At 46.9% G+C, this 16,157-nt stretch carries 12 protein-coding genes; 7 read left to right on the top strand and 5 right to left on the bottom strand.

Annotated features, from left to right (window positions below; translation table 11 throughout):
• Positions 1 to 153: 153 nt before the first annotated feature.
• The 3 genes from L865_RS0111330 to zntR all read right to left on the bottom strand — a co-directional run bounded on the left by L865_RS0111330 (position 154) and on the right by zntR (position 4,286).
• On the bottom strand, positions 154 to 2,010 hold the full coding sequence (locus L865_RS0111330) for a multiheme c-type cytochrome (protein ID WP_028773346.1): 1,857 nt from the start codon (positions 2,008 to 2,010) through the stop codon (positions 154 to 156).
• A gap of 488 nt (positions 2,011 to 2,498) precedes the next feature.
• The gene (locus L865_RS0111325) at positions 2,499 to 3,809 is read right to left on the bottom strand and encodes an SO_0444 family Cu/Zn efflux transporter (protein ID WP_028773345.1); all 1,311 of its coding nucleotides are present in this window, start codon (positions 3,807 to 3,809) and stop codon (positions 2,499 to 2,501) included.
• A gap of 18 nt (positions 3,810 to 3,827) precedes the next feature.
• Positions 3,828 to 4,286 carry a Zn(2+)-responsive transcriptional regulator gene (zntR, locus tag L865_RS0111320; RefSeq protein ID WP_028773344.1) on the bottom strand — a complete coding sequence of 153 codons (459 nt, stop codon included), beginning with the start codon at positions 4,284 to 4,286 and terminating at the stop codon, positions 3,828 to 3,830.
• A gap of 313 nt (positions 4,287 to 4,599) precedes the next feature.
• On the opposite strand from zntR, the gene purH reads away from it, so the two are divergent.
• The 3 genes from purH (at position 4,600) to L865_RS0111305 (ending at position 8,555) form a co-directional block, all read left to right on the top strand.
• Entirely contained in the window at positions 4,600 to 6,189 is a 1,590-nt protein-coding gene (gene purH, locus L865_RS0111315) for a bifunctional phosphoribosylaminoimidazolecarboxamide formyltransferase/IMP cyclohydrolase (RefSeq protein ID WP_028773343.1), read from the top strand.
• Positions 6,190 to 6,368: 179 nt separating this feature from the next.
• Positions 6,369 to 7,661, top strand: coding sequence for a phosphoribosylamine--glycine ligase (purD, locus tag L865_RS0111310; RefSeq protein WP_028773342.1), 1,293 nt, complete (start codon positions 6,369 to 6,371; stop codon positions 7,659 to 7,661).
• A 141-nt stretch (positions 7,662 to 7,802) separates the two neighbouring features.
• Entirely contained in the window at positions 7,803 to 8,555 is a 753-nt protein-coding gene (locus L865_RS0111305; RefSeq protein ID WP_028773341.1) for an SDR family oxidoreductase, read from the top strand.
• 23 nt (positions 8,556 to 8,578) lie between these two features.
• On the opposite strand, the gene L865_RS0111300 is transcribed toward L865_RS0111305, so the two are convergent.
• Both L865_RS0111300 and L865_RS0111295 read right to left on the bottom strand, forming a co-directional pair.
• On the bottom strand, positions 8,579 to 9,385 hold the full coding sequence (locus L865_RS0111300) for an SDR family oxidoreductase (protein WP_028773340.1): 807 nt from the start codon (positions 9,383 to 9,385) through the stop codon (positions 8,579 to 8,581).
• A gap of 116 nt (positions 9,386 to 9,501) precedes the next feature.
• Positions 9,502 to 12,084 carry a bifunctional diguanylate cyclase/phosphodiesterase gene (locus L865_RS0111295; RefSeq protein ID WP_028773339.1) on the bottom strand — a complete coding sequence of 861 codons (2,583 nt, stop codon included), beginning with the start codon at positions 12,082 to 12,084 and terminating at the stop codon, positions 9,502 to 9,504.
• 337 nt (positions 12,085 to 12,421) lie between these two features.
• Here L865_RS0111295 and L865_RS0111290 point away from each other — a divergent pair, with 337 nt between their 5' ends.
• The 4 genes from L865_RS0111290 (at position 12,422) to L865_RS0111275 (ending at position 16,145) form a co-directional block, all read left to right on the top strand.
• Positions 12,422 to 13,123 (top strand): spondin domain-containing protein, encoded by a 702-nt coding sequence (locus L865_RS0111290; protein WP_028773338.1) that lies wholly within the window; start codon positions 12,422 to 12,424, stop codon positions 13,121 to 13,123.
• A gap of 10 nt (positions 13,124 to 13,133) precedes the next feature.
• Positions 13,134 to 13,874, top strand: a complete 741-nt coding sequence (locus L865_RS0111285; RefSeq protein WP_037471024.1) for a spondin domain-containing protein — start codon at positions 13,134 to 13,136, stop codon at positions 13,872 to 13,874.
• Positions 13,875 to 13,949: 75 nt separating this feature from the next.
• Positions 13,950 to 14,681: a response regulator transcription factor gene (locus tag L865_RS0111280; RefSeq protein ID WP_051484567.1), complete on the top strand. Its 732-nt coding sequence runs from the start codon at positions 13,950 to 13,952 to the stop codon at positions 14,679 to 14,681.
• 9 nt (positions 14,682 to 14,690) lie between these two features.
• Positions 14,691 to 16,145 carry a sensor histidine kinase gene (locus L865_RS0111275; protein ID WP_028773335.1) on the top strand — a complete coding sequence of 485 codons (1,455 nt, stop codon included), beginning with the start codon at positions 14,691 to 14,693 and terminating at the stop codon, positions 16,143 to 16,145.
• Positions 16,146 to 16,157: the final 12 nt, after the last annotated feature.

Below are 16,157 nucleotides of genomic sequence, written 5' to 3'. Positions count from 1 at the left end.
TTTTGCCACTATCAGAACATTGGCATAAAAAAAGGCCCCGAAGGGCCTTTTATATTAACGTGGGTAGGTAATCTATTTGCCAGCTAAACTAGAGTGACAGCCTGCAGGGTAGCCAAACTCTATCGCTGTAAATCGATCATTTCACCTCGTTAATTAACGCTCGAATACGTGGAACTTCTCGATGCCGTAAGACTTACCTTCGGCGTGACAAGTTGCACAAGACTCTGAAGTTGGTTGGGTATACCAATCTGCAACCACTTCTTCGTCAATCGAACCACCTTGCTGAACCATGTGGTTTAGCGCTGAGTCATCATTGTGACATGCAAAACAGTTAGCGGTGATTGGGCTAGCCATCTTAGTGCTGTCGCCACCGTGGAAAGCTTTTGCACGCATAAACTGGTTTGGAATCGCGTATAAGTCGATACCATCAGCGTGACAAGCTACGCAGTTCTCTGCATTTAGCTTAGTTGCTGAGTTTGGCTCACCAGTCACTGCAGATGCACCTACACCCCAATGCATGCTGTGTACCATTGGACCAAAGCCAGGTGCAGAACCCGCTGAGTTGCGATCCTGACCATTGTTGTGACACGCTACGCAGTCTAAGCCACCTTCGGTGTAGCTACCGTTTTTGTGGTAGTTAGTCTCGTTGTTGTGACAAGTCGTACAGCTATCAGTTGTCACTGCATGACGACGATCGTACTCAGTCTCATTAGCTAAGTTATCAAGCTCAGTCACTGGCGAGTAGCTAGTGAATGAAACGCCTTCATAAGATGGGTCTGCTCCCCATGCAAAAGTAATGCGTGAGCTGGCCATGATTTGCGGCGTGTGTAGATCTAACTTAGCAAAACATAGTGAAGCGCTACCGTCACCTTTGTATGAAGTCTCATAAGTGCGAGATTCACGACCTACAATCGAGGCGTTGTTATAACCATGCAGGTATGCACTTGCATAGCTCAAAGTGCCATCAGCGTATAGTGCTTCAATATCTAGCATCTCTTCGCCTTTGAACAGTTTAAGGTCGGTACAATACTCACCGATTTCATTCATGTAGATAGCAGAAGTTGTAGTGCTGTGCTCTGCACGAATGGTTTGACGCTCTTCTAGACCAATCAGTGCAGATTTTGCGTGGAATTCACGCGCATCAAAATCACTGTTTGCGGCAATTGCTTGAATTGCAGCGCTGTCAGAAGTATGACAATCGTTACAACCATTACCCGCAATACTTGTGTTAATCACAGGCTCTGCGTGACAGGTATAACAGTTAGTTGGGGTGAAATCTGTTTCAAACTTCTGGTGGTTGATGTGACCAATTTTTTGCATGGTGTTACGAGCGTAACCACCATCATCACGGGCAACGTTACCATGACAAGTCATACAACCTGCAACTAGGTCAACTTCACCATCAGTGTTGATTGCGGTATAGCTTGGGTGCTTAAGGTGAGACGCAGCGTAATCAACGTGACAGCTTTGGCAAGTTTCAGTTGTTGAGGTGTGCACATTCTCAGGCTTGCTCACAACAATGTAACGAGATTTGGCAATCAAATCACCGCCGCCCACTGCTAGACGAACAATACCGTCAGTACCAGCAGTTACATTAGGCATTGGAGCAATAAACTCATAGTTGCCGTTTTCTAGTACCGTTAAGCTAGCACCTTCAGTAGCTTCGCTCGCGCTGCCACCAACTTTTACGCCTTCAAAATCATCACGACTGCGGGCAATACCATTTTCGGTCATTGCAGCTAGTTCAGCATTAACCTTTTCCAAGCCCACAATTAACGCGTCATCTTCGTTAGTGATTTGGAATTCAAAAGTCACTTGACCTTCTTCAATCACATGGTGAATAACTTCAACGTTAGTAATTTCTGAAGATTCTACTACCGGTGGATTTGGACCAGGACCTGGTTCGCCTGGTGCACCATCTTCACCGTCTTTGCCATCACTTCCACAGCCCGCTAGGCCCATAGCCCCTGCAACTATCAAAGCTAGATATCGCTTATTAAAGCCTTTCATCGCCACTCCTAAATTCATCATTTTTATATATCGATCCCTTGCTCCCCCACTAATTACCTTAAAATAAATAAGGGTTATCTGGGTTAACAATTGATGAATAGTTGAACTAAGTCATAGGAATTACGACGTAAATTACAAACAAGAAACATAGTCAGAGTACAGTGCAAAATTAAAGCAACCGCAGGCAACCATAATTACCACCAACTAGGTACAAACACACCAAACAGATAACACTCGCTACCATTAATGTACGCTTAAAACAAACTTAACGAGACCAAGACGGGATAAGGTAAGATATTGTTTTAAATATTAATAAGGGTTAACTAAAGTCAAATTAAATGACGAGATTCACGAAATTAGAAAAGTTCCCAATTTTTGATAAAAAAGTCAGCGTTCGTTAAACATGTAAATAAAAACCACAATTAGGGACGGTTATCGACAGCGCTTACAGCATCGAAAATATCCCTAATGAGGTATAAAACGACAAGTTAAGAGCAACAATCGCGGCGCCACCAGCCCTTAGGTAGTTTTTCGAACAATACTTTTAACATCAATATTGCCAGCACGATACCAGAGCTATAAACCAACATATCGGGCAATAAACTGTGCTCTTCGCCAACCTGCGGCATCACCACAAAGCCAAAGGTATCCACTAGATAATTGACCAAAATACCCGATACCAGTGCCACCCCAAGTACCCCACCTAAATAGCCGTACAATGCGCGCTTGCCGAGCTCTTTAGTGACCACGCCCAAGGTGGCAATGTTGGTCGCAGGACCCGCCAACATAAATACCAATACCGCCCCCGGAGACACCCCAGCTAATAGCAAGCTTGCAGCAATAGGCGTTGAGGCGGTTGCGCAAATATACATAGGTACAGAGATGAGTACCATGACCAGCATTGCCAAGATGCCATCGCCCCACTTTGCCATAAAGTCACCTGGTACATAGGTCTGTACCAGAGCGGCAAAAAACAAGCCGATTAATAGCCAAATAGTCGTGTCACGCACTAAATCTGTGGCTGCATAATGCAACCCTTTGCCAATCCGGCTCAATATTGAGGTGCCCTTCAGCTCACTGGCGATATCTTTAGTCGATTCACAGCAGCTTTCGGCAGTATTTGACGACTCTTTGCTGCAACAGCTACCGCTAGGTGCAGCCGATTGCAAATTAGCGTTTTGCGCAGTCGTTGTAGCACTTAGGTTTATCGGCGAAGTTGCTGGCGTGCTTGTACCCCCCACAGGCATCGACATCAGCGATGCCTCTGGCGCCGGTTTAAAACCTGTAGTGGTCTCTTTGCTCGAACAACAGCTTTTTTTCACCTCAGGCTGAGGAGCTGTTTTTTTACTGCAGCAAGATGCGCTAGGCTCTTTAGTTTTGTCCGTTGTTACGGTTTGCGCTTCATAGTCATCTTTACCTACCAATAGGCCGGCAACAATCGCACTGGTCACCGCAGCAATGGGACGAATAATGGCCATAAAAGGCCCCAACAACACATAAGAGACACTGACTGAATCTATACCGGTTTCTGGCGTAGAAACTAAGAATGAAGTCGTTGCCGCTTTTGAAGCACCAGAGCGGCGTAGTCCAACCGCAGCCGGAATCACGCCGCAACTGCACAGTGGCAGTGGAGCGCCCAAAACAGCCGCCTTTACCGTGGTTTTAATGCCGTGCCCACCTAATTGCTTTTGCATCCAGGCCATGGGCACAAACATTTTTAACAGTCCGGCCAGCACTAAACCTAATAACAACCAAGGAGCTGACTCTAAAAATAGATCAATAAAATTATGTAACAACATTACCATACCTTCGCTTTACTACTGCTTATGCGTTTGTTTTGCATCATGGCGGTGATTTTCACACCTAATCTGGTCACAGTTTGTTTCTAATGCTTCTAAAATTGAACAATGCTCGGCACTTTCCGGTCCGCCACAACAGGCTTGCGACAAGCTACTCAGTGAACGGCGAAAACGCTCAAGTTCAGCAATTTTCTGCTCAACATGAGACAACTTGTCATCCACTAACCCTTTCACATCGGCGCACGCCCAATTGGCTTTATCGAGCTCGATAGATAATAGCTCTGAGATTTCGGCTAGCGTAAACCCCACCGCCTTCGCTCGCAGAATAAAACGCAATCTATCGGCATCGGTTTGGGTATAGATTCGATAGCCTGACTCGGTTCGTGATGACGGCGCAAGCAAGCCGTGTTTCTCATAAAACCTGAGTGTGTCAGTTTTAACCTCACACACTTTAGCCAGCTCTCCAATACGATACATAAACCACCTCATTAACTCGTGCGACTCGACACTATTGGTCAAGTTAGTCGTCAGTATAAACCTTAGAGTTAAATCTAAGGTCAAGGGTTATTATTAATAAAAAATGTCGAATTTGCCTGTTCGCATATACGTATTGTGAAATCACGCAGAAAAAAAAAGCGTCAAAGCGCTTTTTACGGTAAAATACGCGCGCCTCGATGGACGGGAATAAAAATTGAGGGACTTTTGGAAAGCAGAATGCACAGATAGGCATCAGTAACTGTTCTGTTTTCCGAAAGATCCTTAAATATAACTACTGGACCCTGTACCCAAAATGAATAATGCCAGACCCATTCGTCGCGCGCTATTAAGCGTTTCAGATAAAACCGGAATTCTTGAGTTTGCTAAAGCTTTGCATGCCCAAGGAGTAGAACTACTCTCTACTGGTGGCACCGCCCGTTTGTTGGCAGATAATGGTGTGCCGGTCATTGAAGTGTCAGATTATACTGGTCACCCAGAAATCATGGACGGCCGTGTAAAAACTTTGCACCCTAAAGTGCATGGTGGCATTCTCGCGCGTCGCGGTGTTGATGAAGCGGTAATGGAACAGAACAACATCAACCCTATCGATCTGGTTGCCGTTAACCTTTACCCATTTGCAGATACCGTAGCCAAAGAAGGCTGCACCTTAGCTGATGCGGTAGAAAATATCGATATTGGCGGCCCCACAATGGTGCGTTCTACCGCTAAAAATCACAAAGATACCACGATTGTTGTCAATGCAAGCGACTACGACCGCGTGATAGCTGAGATGCAGGCTAATAATGGCAGCACTACGCTAGAAACTCGTTTCGATCTCGCCATTGCCGCATTTGAGCATACTGCTGCCTATGACGGCATGATTGCTAACTATTTTGGTACTAAAGTGCCTGCGCACAGTAAAGATGAGTGCCATGCGGACTCACCATTCCCACGCACTTACAACACCCAGTTAGTGAAAAAGCAGGATCTACGCTATGGCGAAAACAGCCACCAAGCGGCCGCTTTCTATGTTGACACAAACCTAGATGAAGCCTCTGTCGCTACTGCGGTGCAACTACAAGGTAAAGCGCTGTCTTATAACAACATCGCCGATACTGACGCTGCGCTTGAGTGTGTCAAAGAGTTTGATGAGCCAGCATGTGTGATTGTTAAACACGCTAACCCATGTGGTGTCGCTATTGGTAAAGACTTACTTGAAGCCTACAACTGCGCATTCCAAACCGATCCAACCTCAGCCTTTGGCGGTATTATCGCTTTCAACGGCGAGCTAGATGCAGCAACTGCAACAGCCATTGTTGAACGTCAATTTGTTGAAGTGATTATTGCGCCAACGGTAAGCCAAGCTGCCCGTGATGTTGTCGCGGCAAAAGCCAACGTACGCTTACTTGAGTGTGGCCAGTGGACAAGCAAAACCACAAGCTTAGATTACAAGCGCGTTAATGGCGGTTTGCTACTACAAGACCGTGACCAAGGTATGGTCGGCTTAGACGACGTCAAAGTGGTTTCTAAACGCCAGCCTACAGCAGCTGAAATGAAAGATCTGATGTTCTGCTGGAAAGTCGCTAAGTTTGTTAAATCAAACGCGATTGTTTATGCCAAAAACAGCATGACTATCGGTGTCGGCGCAGGGCAAATGAGCCGTGTTTATAGCGCTAAAGTTGCTGGTATTAAAGCCGCTGACGAAGGCTTAGAAGTACAAAACTCGGTAATGGCATCTGATGCCTTCTTCCCATTCCGTGACGGTATTGATGCTGCAGCCGAAGCAGGCATTAGCTGCATTATTCAGCCTGGCGGTTCAATCCGTGATGAAGAGATCATTGCTGCCGCGGATGAGCACGGTATGGCCATGGTATTTACCGGTATGCGTCACTTCCGTCATTAATTTGGTTGGCGCGAATGAAGCTATAAACGCTTCATTCGCGTACTAGCAAGGTTAATTTTTAACGTTTACAGCAAGCCATTTTTTCTAGCTCTAACGCATGCACAAACGCTTACTGGTAAAAATACCAATACATGAGCAAGCGAGATACAGAAAAAGGCACAGCTATAAAAGGTAAAGATATGAAAGTATTAGTTATTGGCGGCGGCGGTCGCGAACATGCACTCGCATGGAAAGCGGCACAATCTGCACAAGTTGAAACGGTATTTGTTGCGCCGGGTAATGCAGGTACATCTCTTGAGCCAAAGCTTGAAAATGTCGCTATCCAAGTAGAAGACATCAAGGGTTTAGTGGCTTTTGCTAAAACTCAAGATGTCGCACTGACTATTGTCGGCCCCGAAGTCCCCCTCGCACTGGGTGTCGTTGATGCTTTCAACGATGCAAAACTAGCCATCTTTGGCCCAACCCAAGGGGCTGCGCAGCTTGAATCTTCTAAAGCATTTACCAAGGATTTCTTAGCTCGTCATGATATCCCGACAGCTGCTTATTCAAACTTTACTGACATTGAGCCAGCAAAAGCTTATGTTGCTCAAGTTACTGCTACCACCGGTTTTCCTATCGTGATCAAAGCTGACGGTCTCGCGGCGGGTAAAGGTGTCATTATCGCCCAAGATCAAGCCCAGGCCGATGCTGCAATTGAAGATATGTTAGCCGGTAACAAGTTCGGTGAAGCGGGCTCTCGTGTGGTCATTGAAGAGTTCCTTAAGGGTGAAGAAGCGAGCTTTATCGTGATGGTCGACGGCAAAAATATTTTAGCCATGGCCACCAGCCAAGACCACAAAGCGCGCGATAACGGCGACCACGGCCCTAACACAGGTGGAATGGGTGCGTATTCTCCTGCTCCTGTTGTGACGCAAGCAGTACACGATTGGACCATCGAAAATGTCATCCGCCCAACCGTTGATGGTATGGCTGCTGAAGGCAATGTATACACAGGCTTTTTATATGCTGGTCTAATGATTGCGCCGGATGGCAGCGCTAAAGTACTTGAGTACAACTGCCGCTTTGGTGACCCAGAGACCCAGCCAATTATGATGCGTTTGCAATCAGATTTGGTTGAGCTTTGCTTAGCTTCAACCCGCGGTGAACTCGATAAAGTGACTGCCGAGTTTGATTCTCGTGCAGCCGTTGGTGTAGTCATGGCCGCAGGCGGTTATCCAGATGCGTACCGTAAGAGCGATGTGATTGAAGGCTTAAGCCTTGGCAACAACGATGCTAAAGTGTTCCATGCAGGCACAGCAATGCAAGATGGCCACGTAGTAACCAGTGGCGGCCGCGTATTATGCGCAACCGCATTAGGGAATACGGTCACTCAAGCGCAGCAATCTGCCTACTCGCTTGTTGATGCTATCCATTGGGATGATGTGTACTTCCGCACCGATATCGCCTACCGCGCGATTGCCCGCGAAAGCTAATTCCACTTTAACTAAGTGCAGCATTGAATTAAAGCCCAGCTAATCGCTGGGTTTTTTATTGCCTACAGGGACATGGTTTCGGTACATTAAGGGCTATATCGACGATACGCTTGGTAAAGATTAGTAGCACAAGGACAACTGATGAACAGTCAAAAAGTGGTGTTAATCACCGGCGCAGGTAGAGGCATTGGTGCGGCGACAGCAAGGCTTTTTGCAGCTAAAAACTATGCCGTTTGTATTAATTATAAAACCAATGTCGATGCTGCCAGCGCACTTGCCAAAGAAATTACCGCCAAGGGTGGTAGATGCATTACAGTGCAAGCTGACGTCGCCTGCGAATCTGATGTAATACGCTTATTCGAAACCACAGATAAGCAGTTAGGTCCGTTATCAGTATTAGTCAATAATGCCGGAATTTTACGCCCCCAATCACGCTTAGAAGATATGACCGCTGAGAGAGTGAACTCGATGCTCGTCAACAATGTCACCAGCTACTTTATTTGCAGCCGAGAAGCAGTTAAACGCATGTCGACACGTCATGGTGGTCGTGGTGGCGCAATTGTCAATGTCTCATCGGGCGCAGCCCGCTCCGGTTCGCCTAATGAATATATTGACTACGCAGCATCGAAAGGCGCAATAGACACGCTTACCAAAGGTCTAGCGCTAAAGGTTGCAGCAGAGGGAATCAGAGTCAACTGTGCGCGCCCAGGGTTTATTTATACTGACATGCATGCCGATGGTGGCGACGCTAAGCGGGTTGAAAGGCTTGAACCCATTATACCGCTGCAACGCGGGGGCACCGCCAATGAGGTGGCCGAAGCCATCTATTGGCTAGCGTCTGACAAGTCCTCTTTTTCTACCGGAAACTATCTAGATGTGACCGGCGGAATTTGAGTTGGCTGTTTATAGCGTTAGCATCAATGCCCTGATGCAATTGCCTTACGGGCGATATTATCAATAAATTTTGGTGCAATTAACCTTACCCAACGCCCCATGCGTCCGCGCAAAGAGGTGATCATCGTGCGTTGTCGCTTGGCAATGCTAGGTAGCATCATCTGGGCGCACTGTTCAGCGGTGATGATTTTCGCTTCTTGCATCGGGGTGCGACCCAGTGGCTGTCCTTTACCATCAAGCGCACGTTTGTGGATCTCTGAAACCACAAAGTCAGGGCAGATTGTGGTCACAGCCACATTATCCGCGTCAAGCTCAATCCGCAGTGAGTCGAAGAAACCCATCACAGCATGTTTTGATGCTGCATATCCCGACCGAGTTGGCACACCGGTTAATCCAGCAACGGATGCCACGACGACCACCTGCCCCTCTGTGGCTTTTAAACTAGGTAGTGCACAGTGAGTCAGCCTTGCCGGCGCAAGGTAATTGACCTGCATGAGTCTATCTAAAATGGACAAGTCATCCAATTCATCAAACCGAGACCACATCGTCATGCCAGCGTTATTAATCAGAATATCGAGGCGGCCATAATCTGCGATGCACGCATCGACTAACTGTTGGCATTTGGCATTGTCAGTCACATCAGCGGCAAACACCTTAGGCTGTTGGTAGCCCGCTTGGGCTATTTCTTGCGCGAGAGAATCTAAACGCTGCTGATTACGAGCGCTGAGCATTAATTGACAGCCAAGCGGCGCCATCGCTTTAGCTAAGGCTCGGCCAATGCCTTCAGATGCGCCGGTGATGATGACAACCTTGTTGTGCAACTCTTGCATGCTAGCAACCTACTTTGATGATGAATTAGACTATTAACTTTAACTCGCTAACTTCACATAGAGGTTGGCAAACTGCAAGTGTTTGCTAAGTGCTAAATCACACCTATCACAGAGAATTAAGCAATGGCTTTGGTGTTAGGGGCAATATCTTTCTGGTATAAATCTAAACTTTGCGGCCTGCCAATCGCATAACCTTGGGCATAGTTGATGCCTATATCACTCAGCTTATCGATAATTTCTTGGTTCTCGACAAACTCAGCGACAGTTTCTATCCCCATCACACAACAAACATCATGAATAGACTTTACGATCGCGTAATCTTTGGCATTGCTGGCAATCGTTTTGACAAAACATCCATCAATTTTGACATAGTCGACCGGCAATTCACGTAAGTAGCCATACGATGCGAAGCCACTACCAAAGTCGTCGAGTGCGAATGAGAACCCTAATTTGCGCAGGCGGTTGAGCATATCCATGGCGCGATTACGATTTTGGATTGCACTGGTTTCGGTAATTTCAAAGCAGATGCAACTACTGGGGATATCAAACCGGTTAAGCTGCTCGGCAATGTACTCCACCATACCCTCAGCACCTAAACTGTTACCCGACAAGTTGATCGACAAGCAATGGTCTGCCCACAAATGTTCATTGAGTGATAACCATAAAAACGTTTTGCGAATCACTTCTTTATCGACATCTGTCATTAGCTTGAATCGCTCTGCAGCCGCAATAAACTGTGCTGGCGACAAAATGCGGCCACAGGGTTCTTGAATACGTAGCAGAATTTCCATCCGCTGCCGAGAAGGGAGTCTTGCCATACTCTTTATTGGCTGGTAATACAGTAGGAGTTCATTGTGCTCAATGGCTTGGGCAATGCGCACCGCCCACTTTGGCGCATTGCGCTGATAATTGAGTTCTTTATCTTTATCATCATAAAAGTGGATCTGATTGCAGCCTTTTTGCTTAGCTGCAATACAGGCAATGTCAGCATCTTTTAATAGTTCTTTGGCGTTGATAAAGGGTGCGCGGGCAAGTGCAACGCCGGTACTGACCCCAATACGATAGTGACAACCTTGGTGCTCTAGTACTTGTAAGGTAATGGCATGGATAATCTGCTTCGCCAACTGGGCAATCGCTAACGCACTGTGATCGCGTAAAGCCAAGCCAAATTCATCGCCGCCTAAACGCGCCACAAGCGCATCCTCATCGACACTGGATTGAATCGCCTTGGCGACCATTTTCAAGATTCGATCACCGGCATTGTGGCCGCATGAATCATTGATTAACTTAAATTGCTCTAAGTCAAAATAGCACAAGGCAACTGTCTGAGCGCCAACACTAAAGCCTTCTAGTTTTTCTTCAAAAGCACAGCGGTTTAACAGCGAAGTTACCGGATCATAGCTCACCCGGCGTCGTAGCTGCCGCGTAAGCAACTCTTCTTGGGTAATATCTCTGAGCACCACCACAGTACCAATAATAGCTTGTTGATGATCCCTTAAATGACTGATGCTGCGCTCCATCACTTTAGGACCATTAGCGCGCACCTTAATCTTCTTTACCATGGGTTTAGAAGGCTGCTGGCTCATGACATTGAATACCGCTTGCTCAACATCTTTATCATCACTGATGAGCTGCGCTAAAGGCATGCCACAGGCTGTATTGTTACTGGTTGCTAATAGCTGCTCCGCTTGGCGATTTAAATATACCACCTTGGCTTGGGTGTTAGTTAATATCACCGCTTCGGCAATGGACTCTAAGGTCGTCTTAGCACGTTCTTTTTGCAGAAAAATTTTCTCTAGAAGGCGATTGACACTGGTGGCCATAACCACCAACTCAGCACAACCTTGGCCACGCAACTGGCTATAATGTGTGGCATTAGGATCAATCTGGTCCAACTGCAACATCAGATGTTTAAAGGGCCTGATAATGCTAACTCGCAGCCACATATAGCCCAGTACCAGCAGTAACAGGCCAAATGCAATAATCAGGTAGGTCACTAAATCGTATTTAAGCTCAACTTGTTCAAAGGCGCGCTCAGTAAAGTTAACTTGTAAGTGCAACACGTTTGACGGCAACAGCAACGGTACTGCAAGGTCGGCACTGTAGTTATGCTGTTTAGCTGTAATATCATCAGCCGCAGGCCCTGGCTGCAAAGTAATATCGGTCACTAATCCTGCTAGGCCGTAATTCATCAACTGCTGCGACTCTAGCTTACGAACCATCATCACCGCGCCAATATCTGCCACAGGCACCACACTGACAATAAAATATGCGTCGTTAGTCAGATACAAACCAGATTTGGGAGAAGACAGCTCAAGTAGCGCACGGGGAATAGGATCAAGCTGGAAAAAATTCAAGTCGCTGTGGGTATCTGACAGAGGCACCAATTTGCCTTGCTCTACGATATATAAACTCAAATACTGACCCAACTGACTCTGGGTCCACGCCCCTTCGAGCAAGTAACGTTGCTCTGGTGGCAACGATGCAACCGGTGCTGCATAGATCTGGGTAAATAATTCTAGCTGTTCAATATCACGACGTAACTGCTCGTCAATATTCACCAACTCGACATTAAAGGCATTGTAACGCAGCTCTTTAACACGATGCTCAAACCATAAGCTCAACGCGGATGAGACAATCATCACTGCTGTCAGACAAAAGCAAACTACAAAAATACCTAATTTCTTGCCAATGTGCATGTTCAGTTGTGAAATCCCGAAAGTGAAAGTGATGCAGCACTCTAAAATTGAGGTACCGCAAGCAAAATACAGCAAATAGGTAAGGGTTAAAACAGTTACCGTACTACTCGTTGCATAAATAGGCAGTAGGGTATGTTATTTGCCACTTTCTGCTTTGATATAGCGCATTACTTGTCACGATAGTCTGGTTAACTTGGCGATTTCTGGCGCTATTTCGCATAAATATCAACCACAAGGCAAATGTGAGACTTTTGTTATAAATCGGACACAAATCGGTGAGATTGCTAGCGCACACTTAATCCTGTTACCGAATAAAACTTCAAACAGGAGCTCTACAATGAACCTTAAGCCTTTATATAGCGCAGTCGCCCTAAGCACGTTATTCGCCGCTTCCGCGAGTGCCGCAGAATTAGAAATTAGCTTAGTGAACTTAACCCATGGTAATCACTTCACTCCGGTACTAGTGGCTGCACATGACACTGACACTCAACTGTTTAATGCTGGCGACATGGCAAGCCCTGCGCTGCAGAAAATGGCCGAAGGTGGTGATATTGCAGACTTAGATATGGCAGTTGCCGATGCTGGCGGCGTGTCGATTGCCAACCTTGCAGGCGGGCTCATGGCACCCGGGCAGAAAACCACCATGATGGAATTTGATACTCAAACTATGACTCATCTTTCTGTCGTCGCTATGGTGCTACCAACCAATGACGCCTTCATTGGTCTCAATAGCTGGATGATCCCAACCACGCCTGGCACATATACCGTCAATATTAATGCGTATGATGCAGGTACAGAAGCCAATGATGAAATCATTAATGGTGGCGGTATGCCTGGCGTTCCGGGGATTCCTGCAGCTCCTGGTGGCGACGGTGGTAGCAATGCAACCGGTGTAATGGATGCCAGCGGCAATGACAAAGTACACGTTCACCCAGGCGTACTCGGTGATACTGACGCGGCAGGTGGCATGAGCGATCTAGACAGTCGTATTCACCGCTGGTTAAACCCTGTTGCACGTCTAACAGTGACCGTGAAGTAGGAGAATCACTATGATGATTTCAAACCTCAATAGAGGCCCGTTAAAATTACTCTTATGTGCCGGCATACTGGCTGCAGTCTCTGGATGTTCAGACAACGATAATCCTGCGCCTACTCCAGATCCAGCACCTGCGCCGACGCCAGCCCCTGTAGTTGAACATACTTATGCGGTTACCGTTACTAACCTAACCGCCAACCAGCCATTGTCACCAGTAGCCGTGCTAGCAACTGGCAGTGACTACTTCGCGTGGCAAACCGGTGAGATGGCCAGCCTTGCCTTGGAGACCCTAGCGGAATCGGGTGACAGCTCAGCCTATGCTGATATGGAAGCAGTCACTATGTTAGCCACAGGCACTGGCGTTATCATGCCCGGCATGAGTGAAACCATTAACATTACGCTAGCTGAAGCTGATGTCGACTCACTATCGGTATTAAGTATGTTGGTTAACACTAATGATGCGTTTACCGGACTGAATCGATACTCAATCGCTGGGTTAGCGCTGGATGAATCGGTGAGCATGACGGCGAATGCTTACGATGCAGGTACCGAAGCGAACAGTGAATTTAAAGGAACTATTCCAGGGCCAGCTGACAGCGGTGAAGGCTTTAATGCCGAGCGTGATGATGTCGATTATGTCTATATTCACCCAGGGGTGATCAGTGCTGATGATGGCTTAGCCGACTCGGTATTGGATGCTTCCCATCGCTTTGATAACCCAGTTGTCAGTATCAGTATTAGTCGCACTGAATAGAAAAATGCCGCTAATGCGAAATAAAAACGTCCTAAGGTTGGTCTACTTCAACGTGATCAACTTTAGGAGTTCGATATGCAAACAGGAAATGTGGCATCGGCTACGCAATCTACTCAGAAAATCTTGCTGGTAGAAGATGAGTTGGATCTGGCTAACCTCATACAATTGAACCTGACCTCACTCAATTACCAGGTTAGCCATGCAACCACGTTGAGCCAAGCCAATCAGATGCTGGCTGAGCAGCAATTTGATTTACTGCTGCTAGACAGAATGTTACCCGATGGCGATGGCTTGACCCTGTGTCAGCAACTCTACCAACAGCATGTATTACCGCCTTGTATGGTCATTACAGCAAGAGACACAGAGGCAGACATCGTGCTTGGACTTGAGTCTGGTGCCGATGACTACTTGGTCAAACCCTTTAGTGTGCTTGAGCTTCGAGCCCGGGTTAAAGCCAGGTTACGACGCCAAGTGGAACCGCAAGCCGACCGACACCAAGAGCAACTGACTTTTGAAAAGCTCACCATTGACTGTATCACCCGTGAAGTACTGGCTGACGATACTGCATTAGAGCTAACGGCGAGAGAATTTGATCTACTGTTGTTCTTAGCACGCCATCCCAAACAAGTTTTCAGCCGTATGCAACTACTTGAAGCCGTTTGGGGCTATTCCTACTCAGGCTACGAGCACACGGTCAACAGTCATATCAATCGATTGCGCTCAAAGCTGTCGCAAGATCCCTGGACTAAAGAGTTGGTAAAAACGGTTTGGGGCGTAGGCTACAAATTCTCTCCACCCACACATTGAGAGTGAACAATGAATAGTTTATTTGGACGGATACTTATCTCGGCAACTTTAGCGGTGTTCGTGTTGTGTATGGCACTGTGGCAATGGTTTAGCCATAGCCAAACCCATAACGCCCAACTTGTTCAGCAATCCTTACATAATGAGCTTGCTGCACACATGGCCGATATCAACCCCTTGCTTAGCCAAGGAGTCACATCAAGTGCTGCACTAAAAGAAGCATTTCACGACTTTATGCTACTAGGGCCAAGCTTTGAGATTTACACCTTAGATTTAGCTGGCAATGTGATTGCCTACGATGCCAAACAAGAAAAAATCAAACGACCACAAGTCGATACCTTACCGCTAAACCAGTTCCTTAGCGGAGCCAGTTTACCGATTTTAGGCCAAGATCCACGCTCAAATAACAAAGATAAGATCTTTTCAGCCACTGAATTGCAAACACCCAGTGGCGAGAAAACCGGCTACCTGTACGTCATCATTGGTGGCGAGCTATTCGATAATTGGCAAAGCCTGACAAACGAGCAGCAACAATTAACCCACTGGGCCTCCGGGGCGCTAGTGAGCTTTATCTTTGCCATCTTACTTTTTGTGCTATTGGTACGCCACTTCACCAAGCCAATAGCTAAGCTAGAACATAGTTTGCGCAGTTTGAATAAAGATGGTGAGCAAGCACTGGCATTACCATTAAATAAACGCGCACCACGGGAAATTACCCAGCTAACAGAAGATATCAATCACCTGCTTAGTCGCATTCATCGCCAGCACCACGATCTTGTTAACCAGCAACAGGCCCGCCAAGAGTTTATGCTGCACTTGTCCCATGACTTGAAAACCCCCCTAACCTCGCTACAGGGCTATATTGATACTTGGTTGTTGTTGCCTGCGGATAAACAAAACCGCGAACTGATAGAGGTCGCTGCTCGCGCTGGTGAACAACTGCAACAGTTATTAAGCCAGATCCTGCAATTGACAGCACTAGAAAATGGCCAGATTAATGTGCATAAGCAAGCGGTCAATCTGCAGCAATTACTCCACGATTTACAGCAGCAATTTGCTCCCCGAGCCCAATCGCAAAAAGTCGAACTCAACTTCCACGCCGAGCCTGATCTGGTGATCCATAGCGACCCGCAATTATTAACCCGGGTGCTAAATAATTTGGTCGATAACGCGATTCGTTATACCCCAAAGGGCGGTTACATCAATATCAACTTACAACAGCATGATAACCAACTGTGGTTGGAGGTCACCGATAATGGCTCTGGCATGCATAAACACGAACTTAGCGCCCTAAAACAGCTATCTAGCAACCAAGCCCGACTAGAAAGTCAGCACAGCTTGCCACAGCTTGGGGTTGGGTTGGCGATAGTTCGGCAACTTGTCGCACTGTTAGAATATGATATCGAGATTGAGAGTACCCCAGGAGTGGGCAGCACCTTCAAGCTGGCAGTAGAGCCTCTGAGCTGAAAAATGGCCACA

Origin of the sequence: Shewanella waksmanii ATCC BAA-643, from assembly GCF_000518805.1 — a bacterium.
GTDB lineage: Bacteria > Pseudomonadota > Gammaproteobacteria > Enterobacterales > Shewanellaceae > Shewanella > Shewanella waksmanii.
The sequence above is the reverse complement of the archived record's forward strand: the minus strand, read 5'-3'. Positions and strand labels throughout refer to the sequence as shown.

Bases quoted from the DNA above. Each gene is read 5' to 3' on its own strand.
- L865_RS0111330 (WP_028773346.1), bottom strand. From the start codon at position 2,010: ATGAAAGGCTTTAATAAGCGATATCTAGCTTTGATAGTTGCAGGGGCT.
- L865_RS0111325 (WP_028773345.1), bottom strand. From the start codon at position 3,809: ATGTTGTTACATAATTTTATTGATCTATTTTTAGAGTCAGCTCCTTGG.
- zntR (WP_028773344.1), bottom strand. From the start codon at position 4,286: ATGTATCGTATTGGAGAGCTGGCTAAAGTGTGTGAGGTTAAAACTGAC.
- purH (WP_028773343.1), top strand. From the start codon at position 4,600: ATGAATAATGCCAGACCCATTCGTCGCGCGCTATTAAGCGTTTCAGAT.
- purD (WP_028773342.1), top strand. From the start codon at position 6,369: ATGAAAGTATTAGTTATTGGCGGCGGCGGTCGCGAACATGCACTCGCA.
- L865_RS0111305 (WP_028773341.1), top strand. From the start codon at position 7,803: ATGAACAGTCAAAAAGTGGTGTTAATCACCGGCGCAGGTAGAGGCATT.
- L865_RS0111300 (WP_028773340.1), bottom strand. From the start codon at position 9,385: ATGCAAGAGTTGCACAACAAGGTTGTCATCATCACCGGCGCATCTGAA.
- L865_RS0111295 (WP_028773339.1), bottom strand. From the start codon at position 12,084: ATGCACATTGGCAAGAAATTAGGTATTTTTGTAGTTTGCTTTTGTCTG.
- L865_RS0111290 (WP_028773338.1), top strand. From the start codon at position 12,422: ATGAACCTTAAGCCTTTATATAGCGCAGTCGCCCTAAGCACGTTATTC.
- L865_RS0111285 (WP_037471024.1), top strand. From the start codon at position 13,134: ATGATGATTTCAAACCTCAATAGAGGCCCGTTAAAATTACTCTTATGT.
- L865_RS0111280 (WP_051484567.1), top strand. From the start codon at position 13,950: ATGCAAACAGGAAATGTGGCATCGGCTACGCAATCTACTCAGAAAATC.
- L865_RS0111275 (WP_028773335.1), top strand. From the start codon at position 14,691: ATGAATAGTTTATTTGGACGGATACTTATCTCGGCAACTTTAGCGGTG.